Source organism: Nocardia sp. NPDC050175, from assembly GCF_044459885.1.
Classification (GTDB): Bacteria; Actinomycetota; Actinomycetes; order Mycobacteriales; family Mycobacteriaceae; genus Nocardia.
Window position 1 is genome coordinate 741,577 of the sequence record NZ_JBITJI010000001.1, and the last position, 17,760, is coordinate 759,336.

Sequence of the window (17,760 nt, forward strand, 5' to 3'; positions counted from 1 at the left end):
ATAGCTTCCGCTCAGCGCGCTATACATTTAGAATCAGTCCAGTACGCATCGGGATGACTGCTATTTCAGGGTTAATTCGCCAAGATTGTCGATCATGATTGCTTCGCATTAGTGTCGTAATAGTGTTAGCAATTACGTCGTGATAGCGCGTTAGCAAGTCATATCTAATGCATGATCCGTCTTAGCGCCCCCTCCACCCTATGGTGCAGTCCCGGAACTGGAGGAGAGTGCCGCAATGTCAGCTTCGCGCGATCCCATCGAGCTCAGTGCCACAACCATCGAGCTAGCCCGGGAGGCGTCCAGCCAATTGGCCAAACTGATCGATATCATCAAGAAGCTGGAGGAATCCGCCGGCGACCGCAGAATAGATCAGATGGTGCAGATATCTCATAGACCGGGAGCAGGTGTCGGCGAACGTACCGCACCACAGCCTCGAATTCAAATAGAACTCCCCGATATGGGGCTGACCAAACGGGAGCAGCAGGTGCTCCGGCTACTCATCGAAGGACTCACCAACCGGCTCATCGCCCGGACCCTCGGCATCGCCGAGGCAACCGTCAAGAATCACCTGCATTCGATCTTCATGAAGCTCAAGGTGACCGGCCGGGCACAGGTCATCGCGATGATATTGAGCGGGCGGGCCACGCCGCCGCCTACCGAAGGTCGCTGAACCCGTCGGCCAGACAACTCATGAAAGCAGGAAGGTCCGTGACCGAGGCTGCGTCCACCGTGACACCCACTGAGGCTCCCGACCGCCGGGAGATCATGATCGCGGTGACGGCGCAGCCCGGTACCGGGCCGAAACACCAGAAGTCCTCGATGGCCGCGCCGGACAGATAGAAGCCGCGGTCGAAGACGGGGATCTGACTCAGCTGCAGATCGAAACTCAGTCCGATCCGCCGGGCCACCTCGAGCACCAAGGGCGTCGGCAGCCGATTGAGCAGGGTCGTCACGATATCCAGGCCGCTGTGATCGAAGGCCGCGTTGGCCTCCGCGAGTACCCGGTGCACGCCGGCCAGCCGGGCCAGCGGATCCTTCTCGGTCATCGGCGCGGCCACCCGCACCCCGCCGAACCGGTTGCCCGCCATCGGCCGGTTGCCGCGCACGCGCAGCGGCATCGCCACCGAAAGCGTCTCGGGCGCAGCACCATACAGCTCGTGGTAGCGGCGCAGCCCGCCGAGCATCGCGGTGAGGAAGACATCGTTGATGGTTGCCCCCGCGCTACTCGCGGCGGCGCGAAGCCCGTCGACCGGCACCGCGAGCAGGTCGAGTTGTCGTCTGGTGCCGCGCCCGCTCAGCAGCGGCGACAGCGGCCCGACGGGGCGTGGCGCCAGCTCGATGATCGTGCGCAGCATTCGAGTGAGCTCCACGACGGCATGCTGCGGTCGGGTCGCCGCCCGCAGCACCTCCTCGGCCAGCCGGACCAGCCCCGCGGACACCAGACCGGACCCCAAATGCGAAGGGAGAGAAGCCAATACCGAGGAATGCGGCGGCACCGGAGGCACCGGCGGCTGGGGTTTGTCGAGCCGCGGCGCGCGCTGACGGCTGAGCAAGGAGGTCAACCAGGTGACCGCGGCCTGACCGTCGGCCATGCTGTGATGGAAGCGCAGCAGCCACGCCGCGGCACAGGTCTTGCCCTCCCAGTGCAGTCCCTCGACGAGCACGCTTTCCCACAGCGGTCGATTCGGGTCGAACGGCGCCGTGGCCATGGCCTCGGCGAGGTCGAGCAGCTCACGGCGGCCTGCGGGTTCGGGCAGTCGCACCCGTCGAACATGGTGGCCCAGTTCGAATTCCGGGTCGGCGGTCCACACCGGCGACGCGGGCACCAGCGGCGGGGTCACCGGCCGCTCACGCAGTCGGGGCACCATCCGGGTGGCCCAGTCGTGGCCCGCGAGCAGCCGGTCCCAGTCGGGTACCTCGTCGAGCAGGAACAGCCCGATCAGCGGTGCGCGCAGCCGAGGGTCGGCCTCGCAGCGCCACATCAGGGCATCGAGCGCGTTGAGCTGCCGAGGAAGGTTCCAGGCGCCCGCACCGAACTGCTCCGAAAGTCTCATGATCGTCGCTCCTCAGGAGATGGGATGGTCGGGCTGCGGGACACCGACGAGCGTCTCCAGGTAGCGCCGTCGGACCCCCTCGATCCGCTCGTCCAGCTCGCGGATCGGCCAGTCGGTCACATCGATGGGTTCGTGGACGACCACATCGATCCGGCCGGGCCGTACCGTCCACGCGTTGCGGGCCATGTGCTGACCCGCGTTGCGAATGACGATGGGCACCACCGGAACTCCGCCCTTGCGCGCCAGCAGGAAGCCGCCCTTCTTGAACGGACCCGGCATCGGAGTCCGCGACCGGGTGCCCTCCGGCGCGACCGCGAGCGAGAGCCCACGGGATAGGCAATCCAGCGCGGGCTCCAGGAAATCCGGCGACAGCAGCTTGGCGTCCCGGTCGATGAACATGACATCCATCAGCCTGCCCAGCTGGGACAGCCCGGGCGTCTCGGCCAACTCGGATTTGGCGAAGCCGGTGTAGTCCTGGCCGAGGAGTTTGATCATGATCGCCAGATCGAGCGGACTCTGGTGGTTGAACAGGAACACGGCGGGCCTGCGGGCCCGCAGGTGCCTGGCACCCTGCACCTGCAACCGGATGCCGGCCAGGCCCAGATAGGTGTCGCTGGCCAGCAGCACGCCGAGCTCGGCCGCGCGACGGGGATCGGCGCCGAGGAGACCGACGCACAGTCCGGTGCCCACCCCCACAACGAGCCCACCGTAGGCGGCGGCCGTGCGCACTGCGCTCAGCCCGGCTGGCGTGTGCTCCGTATCAGGTTGCAGCACATCCCAGTTCCGTTCGACGGCAAGCGTTGCTAGCTCGTCAGCCGGACCGACGGCGCAGGGTTTGCCGACCATCTCCAGGAACGGAACGTCATCGATGGTGTCGGCGTAGGCATAGCTGGTCGCGAGGTCGATCTCGTGGGTCGCGCTGAATGCCTGCACCGCAGCGGCTTTCGCGGGGCCGTACAGCAGCGGTCCGGTCAGCTGCCCGGTGACCACACCGTCGACGACCTCCAGTTCGGTGCACAGCACGTCCTCGATGCCAAGTTCCCTTGCCATCGGCGCGAGTTGGTAACGCGTTGCGGCCGAGACCAATACGATCGTGTGGCCCTTGCGGCGATGTGCCTGCAGCAACGCCCACAGGCCGGTGCGTAGCCGCCCGGCGAGGGTGTCGGTGAAGACGCGTTCGCCGAGCTGCCGCAGTTCCGTTTCCCGACGGCCCGCGCACAGGCGCAGGGCCAGCCGATACGCCGACGGGATGTCGTCGTCGCCCGCCCCGCGCAGCCAAGTCGGCGCGAGCCATCGGGCCAAAGGGAGCCCGGTATCGAGCATTTCGCGCAGCATCGCCGCGGTGGAGACGCCGGGGCGGCCGAGCCGATCGGCCAGCATCGCGGGCAACATCGGCAGCACGGCGGGCAGGAACGCGGTGATCGATTGCCCGTCCACCAGCGTGCCGTCGAAGTCGAAGAAGGCCGCGATCCGCGGACCCGCCTGCCCACGCAGCACGTCGTCGACATGCGCGTCAAAGACGTTCATCCAACCCCCTCAGCAGGCCGGGCACGGTGTCGGACCTGGCGAGATGGACAAGCTGATCGAGCAGCGCCGCCAGTTCGTCCGCGAAGGCCGAACGCGCCTGCGCCGCATCGGGTTCGGATTCCATCAGGCCCGCTGCGGCGGCCGCGGCCAGCGCCGCCCGGCACAGTTCACGCGAGACCGATTCCGGCCAGTGCACCGTGCTCATGTCGATACCGGCGAACACCTCGGTGCACGACCAGCGTCGCCGATCCCGCAGCGGGTCGGGAGTATCCCTGAGCCACACCGCAACTCGGTGATAGGCCTCCAGCACCGGACCGAGCAGCCGGGGCGCGAGCAGGAACGCCTGATTGCCTAGGCTGGCCGAGATCGGGTCCTCCGGCCGTCGCGCCCGCACCAGGTCGGCCACTTCGCGGCCGACCACCTCCGCGTACTCCACCGGCTCGGGGAGCACGAAGACATGTTTCAGCAAGTCCCGCAGACGAATTGCCCGAGCTCCCGGGTCGACCGCGTCCTCGGCGGCCAGCAGGGCCAGTTCGGCGATCGCCCGCATGATCAACCAGTGGCTGCCGGAATACCGGTAGTAGGCCGCGATGTGGTGCTGCTCCGCGCCGATTCGGTAGCCGGGCTGGAAGTTTCCCTCGACCTCGGTGAGCACGCCCGCGCGGACAAGGCGGTCGAGGACGGTCTGCAGTCCGCGCGGGCCGCGGACTCGGTCCTTGCCCGCCACCGGGATTCGCCGATTCGCGGCGAACGCGAGCAGTGGTTCGAGGGCACGGCTGATCTGCCGCAGGCTCTGCGGGCCGCGTTCCCCTTCGGCCAGCACCAGAGTCAGCGCCGACTCCACGGTCAGCGGTGTCGCGCCGGCGAGTTGATGCGCCAGCTCGTGCGTGATCGTCTCCACGGCGGCCCAGTCACCCGCGTCGCCGGCGAACGCCAATTGCTGTCGCAGCGAAAGGGGTTCGCCGAAGACCAGCCGTGCGGTGCCGCCACGCGCGACGCGGTTGGCCCGGTAGTAGCGCAGCATCCAGGACAACCCCTCGGGCCGCTTGGGTCCGCCTCGATCCTCGTCCACCAGCGTTCGCGCTTCCGGTAGCACGTCGTAGGTGATCGAGACCGGCACGAGGTACAGGTCATCGATCCGGGCATCGTGGAAGGCGTTCACCAGGATTCGCAGCAGGCCCGGTCGAATCCGGCGCAACCGACCGGTGCGAGTCCGACCCGCTTCCGGGTACCACTCCAGATGGGCGCATTGCTCCAAAAGATGGGCCAGATACGCGCGTACCGCGAAGTGGTAGGTCGGATCGCGGCCGAAATCCCGCTTGATGAAGATCGTGCCTGCCCGGCGGCCGAGCGCGCCCAACGGCCAGAACGACAGGTTGTCACCCGCGAGCCGATAGGTGCGTGGTAGGCCCGCGCTGCGCAGAATCCGGTCCAGCAGAAGGGAATCGGCGTATGAACGGTGCGCGGGTAGGAAGACCATCGGGTAGCGACCGCTGAGCTCCCATACCTCCGTGAGTCCGGTGACATCGTGTTCGAGCCGCCAGGCGGTTCCGCTGAGCGGATAGAGCAGCAGGTCCATCAGCCGTCGCGCCCATTCCTGGCCGCCGATACCGTCGGCGACCAGGCCTTGCACGTCATCGGCCAGTCGCCGTTCGGCCGCGCCGCTCGGCAGTTTCGATCGGATCGAAAGCCGCAGCACGTCCGCATTCCCGGCCCAGCGGTCGAGGATCCCGGCGGCTATCCGGGCCCGGCGGCGGCTCATGCGCTACGCCCGCACATCATCTCGGGCGCCACCTGCGCAGGCTCGCCGAGCGGGATCGCCGAGAGCACGAACTCGGTCGAGGCGGCGGCCACGTCGACGCGGACGCAGGCCGTGACCGCGTCCGGGTGCGGTTGCTGCACCAGCCACGGCCCGTACTGCTCGCCGAGCTCGGGCAGTGAACTCTCCATCCAGGCAAGTAGATCGCCGACCCACTGAATCATCGAGACCACCGCGCATACGGCATCTGCCACCACCATCCTCGCCGACGACACTCGTCAGGTATTTGATCAAGGAAATCCCCCGGAAAGCATCTCTCCATCGTATTGACGAATTCGTCAGTGCGCCTTGGAGAATTCGATCCACGACCAAAGCATTTCCTAGAACAATGGGACCGGTTGTAGTCCGTTGACTACCGCCCAGAAATCGAATTAGCGTGGCTGCTGAATTATCTGATTCCCTCAGGCCAGGAGATATGCCATGAAAACTGGCAAGATATCGGCTGCTCGTTCGAACGGCCGAGCCGTCCGTGGGCGACCTCCGCGATTCATCTCGCCACACGAGCGGGAACATGACGACGATATCCAGCGGCTGAAAGGGGCCGCCCTGGAACTCGTGCAGATCGCCGAAAGCGTGCGGGACATCTCCCAGCGGGCCACCGCGCTCGTCGGCCAGCCACCGCCGCTGCGCGCGCCGCAAGCCGGCATCGCGGTGGCATACGGATTGCTCGGCACGCTGACCAATCGGCAGGGTCTCGGCTTCGCCTTCACCGGCGGGCTGGTCGGTGCGCTCACCGCCACGCTGGGCGGGGTATTCGGGCAGACCAGCCTGGCGGTGCAGATCATGGTGAGCTCGCTCAGCCTGCGGATGGCGGCGCTGAAGCTGGTCCATCCGGAGCTCACCGAGGACCCGAAGCTGGCGCGCTTCATCGATGCCGCGTTCGCGGGCAACGAGATCGAGACCATCGACGCGCTGCAGGTGCTGTTCAAGGATCGCGGCGCGGTGACGGGTTTGAGCGGCATCGCACCGATGTTCGCGGAGATCCTCAGCGTGAAGGCGCTGCAGGACAAGAATCCGTTCAACGACGCGTCGGCGTGGGGGGTGGCGTCGGGGAAAGCGGCACCAACCACGGGACTGTTGCTCGGGGTCTCGACCAAGGTGATGACCAGGTTCGACCGCGGGGCGGGCGGGGCCAGGCCGATCGAGGCGGGACCGCATGTGTCGAGCGCGCTCGCCGACGAGGGTTCGTTGTTCGGATTCCTCAGCAATATCGTGCTTTTGGGCAACGACGGACGCATCGTGATTCAAACGATCCAAGGAAAGGACGGTGTCGAAAGATACGCCGTCCAGGTGCCGGGCATGCGGCCGGGGCGCGCACGCAACGAGTCACCGCAGGACTTGGTCGGCGCATTCAGTGCCACCTTGAAGAACGAATCCACCTACAGCGGTGCGCTGCACAGCGCGATCGATCAGTACGGCATCCCCGACGGCGCGGAAGTCGCGCTGATCGGGCACAGCGCGGGCGGCCCCGCCGTCATGAACCTCACGCAGGAGGCGGAGTTCTGCCGCCGCTTCAAGGTCACCCACGCCATCGCGGTGGGTTCGCCGGTACAGCACAAACATCCGGTCGATCCGGGAACGTGGGTCGCCGCGATCGCCAACCAGCACGACATCGTCCCGTCGCTGGACGGGATCGGCGCGGGCAGCTGCTTCGACCTGCATCCGGACTGGTGCACCGTGAGCTACACCGAAGCGGCACACCAGTTTCCCGAATGTCACAGCCCCGCCCACTATCTGCACGATCTCGAACATCTGCTGCCGGAGGCGATGGCGTACATGGAGGAGCAGCTCACGCCGTATCACGGCGACGTCACCAGGACCCAGCTCTACCAAACCTATGACCAGCCACCGCGGCCGGTCGGCTACCCCTTCCTCACGGTGGCGTCGCAAACCGTCGACACCACCTCCGGTCCGGTGCAGTTGCCGGTGATCTGCCGCGATGGTCGCGGTCTGATCGCCTTCTTCGCCGCCGACGCGAAAGCCGCAGCCGCCCTGCCGGATAGCCGGGATCTGGGCAGGCTGGTACCGATCGGCCCCGGCCGGGTGCTGGCGGCGCTGCTCGCGATCGACCAGCGCGACGGCAGCCTCGCACCGTTCCGCTGCCTGGCCGCCGGTCTGGTGGTGCCCGGTCCGTGGAAGTCCGGCTGGAGCACGCTCACCGAGCTGATCGGCCGAGCCGACCAGGGCGGCATCGGTTTTCGCCCACTCGGCATGATGGTCTCCACCGACGAGGCCGACGACCTCAACCGGGAGGTGTGGGGTTATCCGTCGCTGCGCGCCGATGTGTCGGTGGCGGTGGGGCCGCTGCGGACCTCGGTCGCCGCCTACGCCGAGGACGGGCAGATCCTCGGCATGTCCGGCCTGCTCGGTCCCGGAATGCCTTACCCGGCCCGCGATTTGGTGTTCTACTCGCGGCTCGACCGGACCGTGCATCGGTCGCAGATGGACATCAAGGGCCGGATCTGGGCGCATGCGGCGACGACCGCCCGGCTGAAGGTCGGCCCGTCGCAGCAGCCGATCGCCTTGCGGTTGCGCGAGTTGGGGCTGCACGGCGCACGGCCGCTGTTCTGCCTGTCCACCCGAGGATTTCAGTCCCGGATCGGTGCGGGCGCCGCACTCACCACCTGACCCGACAAGGGCATTGAGGAGACATGATGCGTGGGGATTCCATTCTCGATCTGTTCGCCGCCGATCGGGCGGTCCGGCCTGATCGACCATTGTTCACCTTCGTGGACAAGGCAGGCAACGACGACGTCGTCTTGACGCCGAATTCCTTGGCAGCCGAGGCGAATCGAGTGCGCGGACTGCTCGACAGCGCGGGCTTCGTGCCGGGAGACCGGGCCGTACTGGCCTACCCACACGGGCCGGAATTCATTGTGGCGCTGGTGGGTTGCCTGATGGCAGGCGTGGTGCCCGCGCCGGTGCTGCCGCCCGTCCCCGGCGGCGGCCGCGGCAATGAGGCGGGTTTCATTGCCGCGGTGCGGGACTGCCAGGCGCGGGCGGTGCTCACCTGCAGCAGTTACGACGAGTTGCGCAAGATGGCCGTTGCCAGCGGGGCGTTGACCCGCGGCGGGCTGCGCTGGCCCGAGGTGCCCTGGTACGCGACCGACCAACCGGACGCGGGCCCCGGTCCGGATCTGCCGTGGTACTCCCCGGCCAACAGCGACGAGCGGGCGATCCTGCAGTACACCTCGGGGTCCACCGGCACGCCGCGCGGTGTGGTGATGACACATCGCAGTCTGCGCACCGAGGTCGATTCGAACATCCGCGACTACGGCATGGGGCCGGACACCGTCGGCGTCTCCTGGCTGCCGCACTACCACGATTTCGGTCTCATCGCGGTGCTCCTGAACGGGCTGAGCGGCAGCGGACACATGTATCTGATCTCGCCGCTCGACTTCATCCGGTCGCCGGCCATCTGGTTCGAGACGATGTCGCGGGTCGGCGCCACCGGCACGCCCGCGCCGAACTTCTCCCTCGATCTTTCGGTGCGCCGTACCACCCCGGAGCAGCGGCGGGCCTGGGATCTCAGCCGGGTGGAGCTGGTCATGTCCGCCGGGGAACCCATCCTGCCGCGCAGCGTCGATCGGTTCTACGCGGAGTTCGCCGTCACCGGCCTGCGCCCGGAGTCGTTCTGCCCCACGTACGGATTGGCCGAGGCCGCGTTGAGCGTAAGTTCTTGGGGCCGAATCAGACTCACCGTGGATGCCGACGCGTTGGCCGAGGGCAGGGTGGTCCGGATCGATCCGGTCGACGGTGCCGCGGTCCGGCGGGCCACCACCTTCTTCGGCTGCGGCCGGATCACCAAGCCCGACTCGCGCGTTCGCATCGTCGACCCGGAGACCCACCTGCCATGCCCGCCGGACCGGGTGGGCGAGATCTGGGTGGACTCCCCCACCAAAGGCGCCGGATATCTCGGCCGCCCGACCGAGACCGCGGAAATCTTCTACGCCAAGGTCGCCGACGAGCACGATCCCCGCGGCTACCTGCGCACCGGCGACATGGGATTCTTCGCGGACGACGAACTGTTCATCACCGGCAGGCTCAAGGACGTGATCATCGTGCGCGGCCGCAACTATCACGCCGAGGATCTGGAAGAAAGTGTCCGCCAATGCCATCCGCGCATCCGGCCTGGCGGTATCGCGGCCTTTTCCGTCGCCGCGCCGGACGGCACTGCCGAGCAGTTGGTGGTGTTCGCGGAGACCAGCGCGGATCCGGCGGGCGAAGCATTGACCACCGAGATCGCCGATGCGATCCGCAAATGCCTGCGCCTGGACCACCAAATCTCCTGCGACGCAGTCGTTGTCGGCGGGCCGGGACTGGTTGCCAAGACGACGAGCGGCAAGGTGCGGCGCCGGGCCTGCCGGTCGATGTACGTGGCCGGGGAGGTGCCGGGGACGACGACGGTGGCCGCCGGGTTCCTCCCGTCGGCCACCACGTGATTCGACTACCTCGCCGGATCGGCCGCCAGTAGTTCGGCGAGCCGCCCGATGCTGTCCTCCATGAGGAAATCCACCTCCGTCACATCGAGGTCGAGTTCCTCCTGGAGGACAACGGCGAGTTCTACCAGAGCCACCGAGTCCAGGTCGAGGTCGGCGAACGTCAGCTCGGGCTTGATCCGATCCCGGGGAATGGCGAAATGCCGGCTGATCACGGTGAAAATCGCGTCTCGCACCGATGTTTCTCTGTCCATTGTCGTACTCCTCGCGGTCGGTGCGCCTGCGGAGAATCAGCGCATAGTTGGATCTTTGCAAGACCCCGCCGAATAGACGAGAGGAGTAAAGGACTGAACCGAAAGTCGCTCTATTCCACCATTACTCACCGGAGGCGCACTTATGACAGTTCTCAACGCTGCCAGGATTACCGCTTGTGCGGCATCGATTCTCGTTGTGCTCTGCTATCTCGGTCCCCGCATGTACGACCTCGTCGCCACGCCCCATCGGCTCGATCGCGCAGTGGTTTCGGCGCACCATTACAACCCGGCGCTGCGCGAGATCGTCGATCATGAGCAGACCACGGTGGCGGCGTTCGAGCCGATGGACAACGCGCACACGGCGTTGAAAAGCGTGCTGGTCACCGACGCGGTGGTCGCCACGCAACTCGAATCGTTGATCGGGCAGGTCGCCAAGGATCTCCAGGGCATTCTCGATCACGCGGGAACGAACGTCACCGCCCTGGTCGCGGCGCTGAACACGCTGACCGCCGAGATCAACGGGCTGCGCGCACCGGCGGACGGCGCGACCACCGCACTCGCCGGCGACCGCGCCACCCTGGCCGCCATCCTCGACAATGCCCGTGGCACTGCGGATTCCGTCCATCGCGCGCGGGCTTCCGCGGCGAGCGCCGCCGCTGATCTCGGCGGGAAGTAGGAGCCAGTGATCTTCTTCGGACGACCTGGCGGACCGGCCCGGCTGGTGCTGTCGATCGTGGCCGTCGGCGTGCTCGGCCTGCTCATCTTCGTCATGATCACGCTGAATACCCGACTCGACAATCAACAGCGCGTCAACGAGACCAGCATCAGTGCTTCGCACAGCATCGTCGACGTCAATGACAAGCTGACCAGCCAGCTGCAGCAACTCACCGAACTGACCCATACCGCGCAGAGCGCGCTCGACGCCACGACCGCGCTCGGCCCGCTACTCGCCCGGCTACACGACGCGATCACCCCTGCCGCAAGGCAACTGGGCTCGAGCGCCGCTGGGGCGCAGCACACGAAGACTCAGTTGACCGATATCCACGACATTCTCGGCGAGGTACAGGACACCATCGTGCCGCTCGTCGCGTCGGCCGAGGGATTCGGCGGTCAAGGCAAGCAGCTGCTCGCCGTCCTGCAGGGACTGGTCGGCGATCTGCAGGCTTCGGTGGCTGCGGCGCAAACCATCAATCGGATGCTCCCGCTACCCGGCTGAAGCCTCCGAACCCGACCGTCGATTGGAACCTCATGATGCCCAACGACATACACCTACTCCCCACCACCGCACTGCCCACGTCCGGCGGCTACGCCGTCGCGACCGAATGGGTGGGCCGTCTCGCCGCCGTCATGGCCGCGGTGCTGCTCGCGCTCGTCCTGGTCTCCATTCAGAAGGGACTCGACGTTCAGCACAGCTCCCGCACCATTGTGCGAAACTTCCGCGACACCAATCAGTACTTCACCGAACGGGCCGACCTCACCGCACCGGCGACCGCGCGGCGGCAGATCGAGCAACTCAAAACCGTACTCACCGAGTTGAATACGGCTGCCGCCGCCGACGCGAACCAGCTCGCCGCTGTGCTGCCCGATATGCGGTCGCTGCTCACCGCGGGGCAGGACGACGCGAGCATCGCGAACCAACTGCAGACAATCGCGCAGACCCTGCAAAGCGCCGCGGCATCGATCCATCGAATCGCGGCGGACGCGAACTCGACGGTCACCGCCGTCAACAACCAGCTGACCGCGGCGATCGGCCTGGTCGACCAGTTGAATGCCGAATTGGGCCGCACCGCCCGCAAACTCGCGCCGATACCCGCGCAGGACGCGTTCATTCCAGCACCCGGGGGTACTCGATGATCACCGGGCGGGTGTTCCTGTTGACCGTGTTGCTGGTCGGAGTCGTACCAGCGGTGATCCTGGCGCTGGTCAACGGCTTCGTGCCCGCGCCACGCGATGTCCGTGACCCGCTGGGCCGACCGTCGACCCTGAGCAATGAACTCATCGACTCTGCGGGACAATTCGATACGCTCACTGCGTCGCTCATGCCCAAGCACGCCCAACTCGCTTCCGGCGCACAGGCTTTCGTGCCATTGTCGAGCGATGTGCAACAGTTGACCGACAAGGCCGGGGAGTTCTCCGGACTCGCGATCGGCCTCGGCAAATCCACGTCGACGGTGGTCTCGCTCGCCGGGCCGCTGCCCGATCTGCTGAATCACGTTGCCGGTCGGGTCGATCAAGCCAGCCCGACTGTCGCCGCTCTGTCGACCTCCGTGGGTTCGGTGACCACGCAACTGGAATCGGTCCACCACGGACTGCTGACCATCCAGCTCACCCTCGGCACACTGGGCACGAAAGCGGCCACCCTCGCGGCCACCCTGGCCACCATTCAGGAAGAAGCCAGTCACGTCTCGGAGTTCGGCCCGCTGCTTGCCATCATCGGCCCACTGGTCAATGGCCCGAATTGACCTCTGCGAGAGAGAATCCCATGCTCCGTCTGTCCTGGGCGCTCGCCCTGTCCCTCACCGTCTCAGCGCTTGTCGGAATTCTGATCCTGACGCGAGACCTGAGCATCACCAACGACCTGTTCAAAGATGGTGTTGCGCAGGCGAAAACCATCGATCACACCACCGATGACGCGCTACAGGGCGTTTCCCATCTCGGACCGGCCGACGCCGCGGTCAATCAGGGCATGCCCCAGGTAGTCGGTGTGATCGACTCCCTCACCCGCGCCGACCACACCCTCGGCAGCCTCGCCGACCAACTTCAAGCCTTGGCAGGAGCGTTGACGTCGGTCGATGCGCCGCTCGCCGGAATCATCCAGCTCGGCGGTTCGGCCGGGGACCAGGCCAACGCGGCGGCCGATCAGGCGACGCAGATCGCCGACACGCTAGGACAGGCCGACGCGCAGGCGCAGTTGCTCGGGCAACGGCTGGACCAGACGCTCAGCCTCAGCGCAACCATCGATTCGAAGCTTCGGATTGCGCTGCTGCTGCCGAAAGTTGGTGGTTAGCAGTCCATTCGCGAATCGAGCCCGTCACCGGAACCACACTCGGCACGCCGCGACGCGCCGAGCGGCCGCTGGAATCATGTTTCAGACCAGTCGGTACGGTACGAATAAGGTTCCGACGCGGAGGAGCTCTCGATGGACGGATTCCGGTCCCAAGCAGATCGCGCGGTCGAGTCGTTGGCCGGGCGAGACGACGTCGCCCTCATCCACAACGAACGCGCCCTGACCGGGGCCGAGCTGGCCGACCTCGTCTATCGACTGGCCGGTGCTCTGCGGGCCGCCGGAGTGTCCGCCGGTCGCCTGGTCGCGATCCATGCCGCGAACAGTCCCGAGGTCGTCGCGGTGCGCATGGCAACTCACCTGCTCGGGGCGTGCAGTGCGGTCTTCCCGACCCACGCGACCGACGAGCTCGTCTCATTCACCGCGGCGGACCTGCTGGTCACCGCGCCGCGCTTCGCCAAAGAAGGCGCTTACAGTCTCGGCCAGGCTCCCGGCTGCCTCGATCTGCTTGCCCTAGCGGACTCCATGCCCGCCACGCCGATCCACGACCAGGCCTCGCCCGACGATCTGTGCTTCATCGTGTTCAGCGGCGGCACCACCGGCACCCCGAAAGGCAGCTGCCACACCTACGCCGACCACAGCTCGTTCGTCGGCACGGTGCGCGAACCGCGACCACGGCTGCTGGTCGTCACGCCGCTCGCCTACCTGGCACAAACCCTCGTCGACAGCGCACTGGTGGCCGGCGGCCAGGTCGTCCTGTTGGACTCCCCCACGCCCTTCGACCCCGCCGTCGTCCTCACCGCGATCGAACAGCATCGCATCACGAACCTATTCCTCGTCGAACCTCAACTGTTCGCTCTCGCAACACATCCCGACCTGGCCGCGCACGACATATCCAGCATGCGACGCCTATTCCATCTAGGCGCGTCCGCACCCGCCGCCGCCCGCCGCATCGCGCTGAAACGACTGGGCCCGATCCTCTGCCACGGCTACGGCAGCAGCGAAACCGGACTCATCGCCATCCTCGACCCCGCCGAATACACACCCGAACTAGCCGACACCGCCGGAAAACCGTTGCCCGACAGCCGCATACGCTTCGCCGACACGGACGGAACATCCGGCGATATCGCCGTCGCCGGACCAGGCGTCGCCGTCGGCTACTGGCGCCGCCCCGACCTCGACGCGACCATCGCCGACGGCTGGCTCACCACCGGCGACGTCGGCTTCCTCGACGACAACGGCTACCTCCATATCCTGGGCCGCCGCCGCGACATGATCAACGGCGTCTTCCCCGCCCAGGTCGAGAACCTGCTCTACGAATACCCCGGCGTCCGCCTCGTGACAGCTTTCCCGCGCGCCGACGGCTTCTACGCCCTCGTCGTGCCCGAACCCGGCGCCACCCTAGACCCGGTCCGGCTGGCTACCAACGCGTCGGCCTCGCTCGGCGTACCTCTCACCGTCACCCTCGCCGACCACATCCCGCTGACCGAACAGGGCAAACCCGACCAGCAGGCCGTGGTCAGCTAACCGATCTCCGGACTACGACCACATCCACTACGAAGGTTGCATAGACCCGCTGACCTGCCGACAGCCACACTGCTAATAGCTGGACAACAGCCGGTCCGGGGCGTAAACCCTACGCCCCGTTGCAGTTTCGGCCTCGACAAAGGAGCACACCGTGAGCGCGGAGTCCCACATTCAGACGGTCAAGACCTTCTACGCAGCCTTCGTCCAAGGTGACGTGCCCGGCCTGCTGGCCACCCTCGGCGACGACATCGACTGGGCCAGCGAAACCACCTCCACCGTGGCTCCCTGGTACGGCATCCGCCACGGCAAGGACGCCGTCGCGTCATACCTGCAGCAACTCGCCGAAACACTCGAGGTCAAAGACTTCACCCCGGTCCGCTACGCCGTCGCCGACTCCGACGTTCTCACCGTCGTCCATTTCCACGCCACCAACCGAGCCACCGGCCGCCAGGTAACCATGGACCTGCACCACCAATTCACCTTCCACGACAGCCACATCGTCTACTTCCGCGGCACCGAAGACACCGCCCAAGTCGAGGCCACCTTCCAACCGGCCTGACAACGAATCGCACCAAGCGAAAGTGGCATTCGACGCCAGGCGTCGAGATCCATTGCGAGCGTTCGGTTTATGATCAGCCATCGGATCACTGTATGAAAACACCACCAGCACAGTGGATTCAAGCGACAATGGGAGTTGTTCTTCGGTGGGGCCCGATTTCCGATAATCCGGGCCCCACAACGGGTGTCCGCGCCTGCTCGGGCTCGGCCCCGCTGCTACAACCTGACGATCCACGACCGACGAACCTCGGTCAGCGAGAAGGACAGACCCATGGCAGATCGTGCGAAGAATCAAAAGTTCAACACCCTCTTCGACTGGTTCGACCAAGGCCGAGACGGCTACCTCTCCGAATCCGACTTCCACCAGATGGCCATCCTCTTCACCGCCCTTCCCGGCGGCGACGCCCCGGAAAACGCGAAGGCATTACACGACGCCTTCGACAAATGGTGGAGTCTGCTACTGGCCGGCGGCGACAGTGACGGCGACGGAAAGCTCGACCGCCAAGAATTCATTACCGTCATGCAGTCGAGCGTCACCACCCCGGAGAACTTCGAAACCGCAGTGCTAGCTATAGCCGACGCCTTCATGCGCATCGTCGACACCAACAACGACGGCACCCTCAGCCGCGACGAATACGTCCACATGTACGACAGCCTCGGCATCGACCCAGCCCACTCCAGCGACGCCTTCCGCCGCCTGGACCGCGACGGCGACGGTTCCCTCAGCTACGCCGAATTCCGAACCGCCATCACCGAGTTCTACCTCAGCGACGACGAAAACGCGCCCGGCAACTGGCTTTTGGGACCACCGCGCTGACAGTTTCACTTCCGGCCCCGGCAGTTACCCTGCCGGGGCAAGGAAACGTCAGACCAGCCAGGATTTCCGTCCGGGGTAGTCGTCGAAATCGTCGGGCCAGTCGGATGGGCCGACAACCGACGGATCAGAGCGTCCGGAAATATGCGAATCAGGCTGCGTTACAGGGGTTTCCGGGGTCCACTTCCAAATGAACCGATCCGAGGTCCGCAACTCCTCGAGCTCGGGCGGCAACGGCCGTGCGAGCGCCTCGATGTCGGGCCATCGGCACTCGCCGTTCTGCACCCGGATCGCATAGGCGACAAGTTCCGGCGATGCCCCGGGTCGCGCCGCCAGCAATCGCATGAATTCTTCATCGATCTCGGTCGGCTCGTCCAGAAAGGCTTGCAGATCGAAGTTGTCCAGCCGAATTCGCGCCGTCCGCAGATCGTCGACCGCGTTCATCAAGCCGCGGTAGGCGGCCTCGACCGCCGGATCGACGTTCGGGTCGGGGCCGGAACCGCGCGGCGGCCTCATGCGTTGTCCCATGGCTGCGTGCCGGAGCCGACGTCGTAGTCGGTGGGCCGGTTGTTGGTCTGGCTGAGGTCGGCGGCCTTGCGCGCATCGTTCAGGATGTCGGCGGCCTTGACGCCCTTGGCGAACGGCTCGACCAGCTCCTCGAACTTCTGATTCCCCTTGTCCTGCGCGGCCTTCACCGGATCTTTGATGACCTCGAGGAACTTCTTGGTCGCGTCGACGAGCTTCTGGATCTTATCCACCAGGGTCAGCGCGTCGCTCACGATTTTCGCCAATTTGATGGCCAGTTCGGTGATTTGGGCGGTCCAACCGACCACCGGAATCTTCTTGAAGGCAAACTTGAAGGCGTCCGTGATGCCGTCGATCTTGACTTGACTCTCGAGCAGTTCCCACAGCCACTTCAGCACTGAGCGGACCGCGTCACGGATCTCGTCGGAGACCTTGCCGAGCGCCTCGCCGAGGATCCGTCCGGTCGGTCCTTCCCATTGCATCGCCGCGACCTGCCGGTTCGCCCAGTCGTTGAACGACAGCGCGGCCTTACCGTTCCAATGCGGGTCGAGTCGTTTGACGCCCGATTCGAGGTTCTTCCCGCAGTTCTCCATCGCCTCGCCGGCGATCTTGTAGGCCTCACCGATGCGCCGAATCTCGGTCCAGTTTCCGGGAATTGGCTTGAGCGCCTCACCGAGCGGGTCGTACTCCCGGCCGACGCTCTTGGTAAGGCGTTTCACGGTGTCGTTGACGGCACCGAGCGGGGGCGCCACATCGCCGATCAGCGCGATCAGTTCCTCTTTGTTGCCGGACGGCGCATCGAGTTTTACCTCCTCCGGCTTCGGATACTGCGCGGCCGACTCGTAGGGACTCGTCGCGCCGACCGCCTCCTTGTCGGAGTAGACCGGCACCGACTGATCGCCGGTGGCCAGCAGGTTGGCTTTGTGCCGGTTGAGCGCCTCGTAGGTCTGCCGGTCTTTGTCGTGGTAAAGCCAGGCCGCGTTGTTCAGTTCGAGGGCGGTGTCGGCGGTTACGGTGCCGATACTCAGCATGCGCTGTCGTGTCAGCTCCGCGAATGACTTCAACGGATCGAGCAAGTCATCGATGATGATCGCGCTGACCCACTCCGCGGGCGGCCCCTCCTTGTGGATGAACTCGGACGCATGCCAAGCGTCTCGGCCGATGTCGGTCATCAATTTGCTCAGTCCGGCGATTTCCGACGGTGTCGCCTCGAACTGTTCACCCATGTATCTCTGCCCT

At 66.0% G+C, this 17,760-nt stretch carries 18 protein-coding genes; 11 read left to right on the forward strand and 7 right to left on the reverse strand.

Going from position 1 to position 17,760, the window contains the following annotated elements; translation table 11 throughout:
* The first annotated feature begins 235 nt into the window (after positions 1–235).
* Positions 236–670 (forward strand): LuxR C-terminal-related transcriptional regulator, encoded by a 435-nt coding sequence (locus ACIBK2_RS03335; protein ID WP_396963134.1) that lies wholly within the window; start codon positions 236–238, stop codon positions 668–670.
* On the opposite strand, the gene ACIBK2_RS03340 is transcribed toward ACIBK2_RS03335, so the two are convergent.
* Genes ACIBK2_RS03340 through ACIBK2_RS03355 form a run of 4 tightly spaced genes read right to left on the reverse strand, consistent with a single transcriptional unit; the run spans position 654 to position 5,594 of the window.
* A complete protein-coding gene (locus ACIBK2_RS03340) occupies positions 654–2,054 on the reverse strand; it encodes a wax ester/triacylglycerol synthase domain-containing protein (RefSeq protein WP_396963136.1) in 1,401 nt (466 codons plus the stop codon). The two genes, ACIBK2_RS03335 and ACIBK2_RS03340, sit on opposite strands and share 17 nt — an antisense overlap.
* Before the next feature lie 12 nt (positions 2,055–2,066).
* Positions 2,067–3,581, reverse strand: coding sequence for an HAD-IB family hydrolase (locus tag ACIBK2_RS03345; RefSeq protein WP_396963139.1), 1,515 nt, complete (start codon positions 3,579–3,581; stop codon positions 2,067–2,069).
* The gene (locus tag ACIBK2_RS03350; RefSeq protein WP_396963141.1) at positions 3,568–5,343 is read right to left on the reverse strand and encodes a 1-acyl-sn-glycerol-3-phosphate acyltransferase; all 1,776 of its coding nucleotides are present in this window, start codon (positions 5,341–5,343) and stop codon (positions 3,568–3,570) included. Before ACIBK2_RS03350 ends, ACIBK2_RS03345 begins: the two co-directional genes overlap by 14 nt.
* Positions 5,340–5,594 carry a hypothetical protein gene (locus tag ACIBK2_RS03355; protein ID WP_396963143.1) on the reverse strand — a complete coding sequence of 85 codons (255 nt, stop codon included), beginning with the start codon at positions 5,592–5,594 and terminating at the stop codon, positions 5,340–5,342. Before ACIBK2_RS03355 ends, ACIBK2_RS03350 begins: the two co-directional genes overlap by 4 nt.
* Positions 5,595–5,820: 226 nt before the next feature.
* Between ACIBK2_RS03355 and ACIBK2_RS03360 the strand changes: the two genes are divergently transcribed.
* Positions 5,821–8,028, forward strand: coding sequence for a hypothetical protein (locus ACIBK2_RS03360; protein ID WP_396963145.1), 2,208 nt, complete (start codon positions 5,821–5,823; stop codon positions 8,026–8,028).
* A gap of 26 nt (positions 8,029–8,054) precedes the next feature.
* Positions 8,055–9,842 carry a fatty acyl-AMP ligase gene (locus ACIBK2_RS03365; RefSeq protein ID WP_396963147.1) on the forward strand — a complete coding sequence of 596 codons (1,788 nt, stop codon included), beginning with the start codon at positions 8,055–8,057 and terminating at the stop codon, positions 9,840–9,842.
* A 5-nt stretch (positions 9,843–9,847) separates the two neighbouring features.
* Here the strand turns inward: ACIBK2_RS03365 and ACIBK2_RS03370 are convergent, their stop codons facing one another.
* The gene (locus ACIBK2_RS03370) at positions 9,848–10,093 is read right to left on the reverse strand and encodes an acyl carrier protein (protein ID WP_396963149.1); all 246 of its coding nucleotides are present in this window, start codon (positions 10,091–10,093) and stop codon (positions 9,848–9,850) included.
* A gap of 142 nt (positions 10,094–10,235) precedes the next feature.
* Here ACIBK2_RS03370 and ACIBK2_RS03375 point away from each other — a divergent pair, with 142 nt between their 5' ends.
* The 8 genes from ACIBK2_RS03375 to ACIBK2_RS03410 all read left to right on the forward strand — a co-directional run bounded on the left by ACIBK2_RS03375 (position 10,236) and on the right by ACIBK2_RS03410 (position 15,999).
* Positions 10,236–10,769 carry a hypothetical protein gene (locus ACIBK2_RS03375; RefSeq protein WP_396963151.1) on the forward strand — a complete coding sequence of 178 codons (534 nt, stop codon included), beginning with the start codon at positions 10,236–10,238 and terminating at the stop codon, positions 10,767–10,769.
* A 6-nt stretch (positions 10,770–10,775) separates the two neighbouring features.
* On the forward strand, positions 10,776–11,309 hold the full coding sequence (locus ACIBK2_RS03380) for a hypothetical protein (protein WP_396963153.1): 534 nt from the start codon (positions 10,776–10,778) through the stop codon (positions 11,307–11,309).
* Positions 11,310–11,344: 35 nt separating this feature from the next.
* Positions 11,345–11,947 carry a hypothetical protein gene (locus tag ACIBK2_RS03385; protein WP_396963155.1) on the forward strand — a complete coding sequence of 201 codons (603 nt, stop codon included), beginning with the start codon at positions 11,345–11,347 and terminating at the stop codon, positions 11,945–11,947.
* On the forward strand, positions 11,944–12,555 hold the full coding sequence (locus ACIBK2_RS03390) for a hypothetical protein (protein ID WP_396963157.1): 612 nt from the start codon (positions 11,944–11,946) through the stop codon (positions 12,553–12,555). Before ACIBK2_RS03385 ends, ACIBK2_RS03390 begins: the two co-directional genes overlap by 4 nt.
* Before the next feature lie 20 nt (positions 12,556–12,575).
* Positions 12,576–13,100, forward strand: a complete 525-nt coding sequence (locus ACIBK2_RS03395) for a hypothetical protein (RefSeq protein ID WP_396963159.1) — start codon at positions 12,576–12,578, stop codon at positions 13,098–13,100.
* Between the two features lie 132 nt (positions 13,101–13,232).
* Positions 13,233–14,624 carry a class I adenylate-forming enzyme family protein gene (locus tag ACIBK2_RS03400; RefSeq protein ID WP_396963161.1) on the forward strand — a complete coding sequence of 464 codons (1,392 nt, stop codon included), beginning with the start codon at positions 13,233–13,235 and terminating at the stop codon, positions 14,622–14,624.
* 151 nt (positions 14,625–14,775) lie between these two features.
* Complete coding sequence (locus ACIBK2_RS03405) at positions 14,776–15,183, forward strand: nuclear transport factor 2 family protein (RefSeq protein WP_396963163.1); 408 nt, start codon at positions 14,776–14,778, stop codon at positions 15,181–15,183.
* Between the two features lie 270 nt (positions 15,184–15,453).
* Positions 15,454–15,999, forward strand: a complete 546-nt coding sequence (locus tag ACIBK2_RS03410; protein ID WP_396963165.1) for an EF-hand domain-containing protein — start codon at positions 15,454–15,456, stop codon at positions 15,997–15,999.
* Between the two features lie 48 nt (positions 16,000–16,047).
* Here ACIBK2_RS03410 and ACIBK2_RS03415 read toward each other — a convergent pair whose 3' ends face one another.
* On the reverse strand, positions 16,048–16,512 hold the full coding sequence (locus ACIBK2_RS03415) for a hypothetical protein (RefSeq protein ID WP_396963167.1): 465 nt from the start codon (positions 16,510–16,512) through the stop codon (positions 16,048–16,050).
* Complete coding sequence (locus ACIBK2_RS03420) at positions 16,509–17,747, reverse strand: hypothetical protein (RefSeq protein WP_396963169.1); 1,239 nt, start codon at positions 17,745–17,747, stop codon at positions 16,509–16,511. The genes ACIBK2_RS03415 and ACIBK2_RS03420 overlap by 4 nt, the downstream gene beginning before the upstream one ends.
* Positions 17,748–17,760 lie beyond the last annotated feature (13 nt).

Bases quoted from the DNA above. Each gene is read 5' to 3' on its own strand.
- ACIBK2_RS03335 (WP_396963134.1), top strand. From the start codon at position 236: ATGTCAGCTTCGCGCGATCCCATCGAGCTCAGTGCCACAACCATCGAG.
- ACIBK2_RS03340 (WP_396963136.1), bottom strand. From the start codon at position 2,054: ATGAGACTTTCGGAGCAGTTCGGTGCGGGCGCCTGGAACCTTCCTCGG.
- ACIBK2_RS03345 (WP_396963139.1), bottom strand. From the start codon at position 3,581: ATGAACGTCTTTGACGCGCATGTCGACGACGTGCTGCGTGGGCAGGCG.
- ACIBK2_RS03350 (WP_396963141.1), bottom strand. From the start codon at position 5,343: ATGAGCCGCCGCCGGGCCCGGATAGCCGCCGGGATCCTCGACCGCTGG.
- ACIBK2_RS03360 (WP_396963145.1), top strand. From the start codon at position 5,821: ATGAAAACTGGCAAGATATCGGCTGCTCGTTCGAACGGCCGAGCCGTC.
- ACIBK2_RS03365 (WP_396963147.1), top strand. From the start codon at position 8,055: ATGCGTGGGGATTCCATTCTCGATCTGTTCGCCGCCGATCGGGCGGTC.
- ACIBK2_RS03370 (WP_396963149.1), bottom strand. From the start codon at position 10,093: ATGGACAGAGAAACATCGGTGCGAGACGCGATTTTCACCGTGATCAGC.
- ACIBK2_RS03375 (WP_396963151.1), top strand. From the start codon at position 10,236: ATGACAGTTCTCAACGCTGCCAGGATTACCGCTTGTGCGGCATCGATT.
- ACIBK2_RS03385 (WP_396963155.1), top strand. From the start codon at position 11,345: ATGCCCAACGACATACACCTACTCCCCACCACCGCACTGCCCACGTCC.
- ACIBK2_RS03390 (WP_396963157.1), top strand. From the start codon at position 11,944: ATGATCACCGGGCGGGTGTTCCTGTTGACCGTGTTGCTGGTCGGAGTC.
- ACIBK2_RS03395 (WP_396963159.1), top strand. From the start codon at position 12,576: ATGCTCCGTCTGTCCTGGGCGCTCGCCCTGTCCCTCACCGTCTCAGCG.
- ACIBK2_RS03400 (WP_396963161.1), top strand. From the start codon at position 13,233: ATGGACGGATTCCGGTCCCAAGCAGATCGCGCGGTCGAGTCGTTGGCC.
- ACIBK2_RS03410 (WP_396963165.1), top strand. From the start codon at position 15,454: ATGGCAGATCGTGCGAAGAATCAAAAGTTCAACACCCTCTTCGACTGG.
- ACIBK2_RS03415 (WP_396963167.1), bottom strand. From the start codon at position 16,512: ATGAGGCCGCCGCGCGGTTCCGGCCCCGACCCGAACGTCGATCCGGCG.
- ACIBK2_RS03420 (WP_396963169.1), bottom strand. From the start codon at position 17,747: ATGGGTGAACAGTTCGAGGCGACACCGTCGGAAATCGCCGGACTGAGC.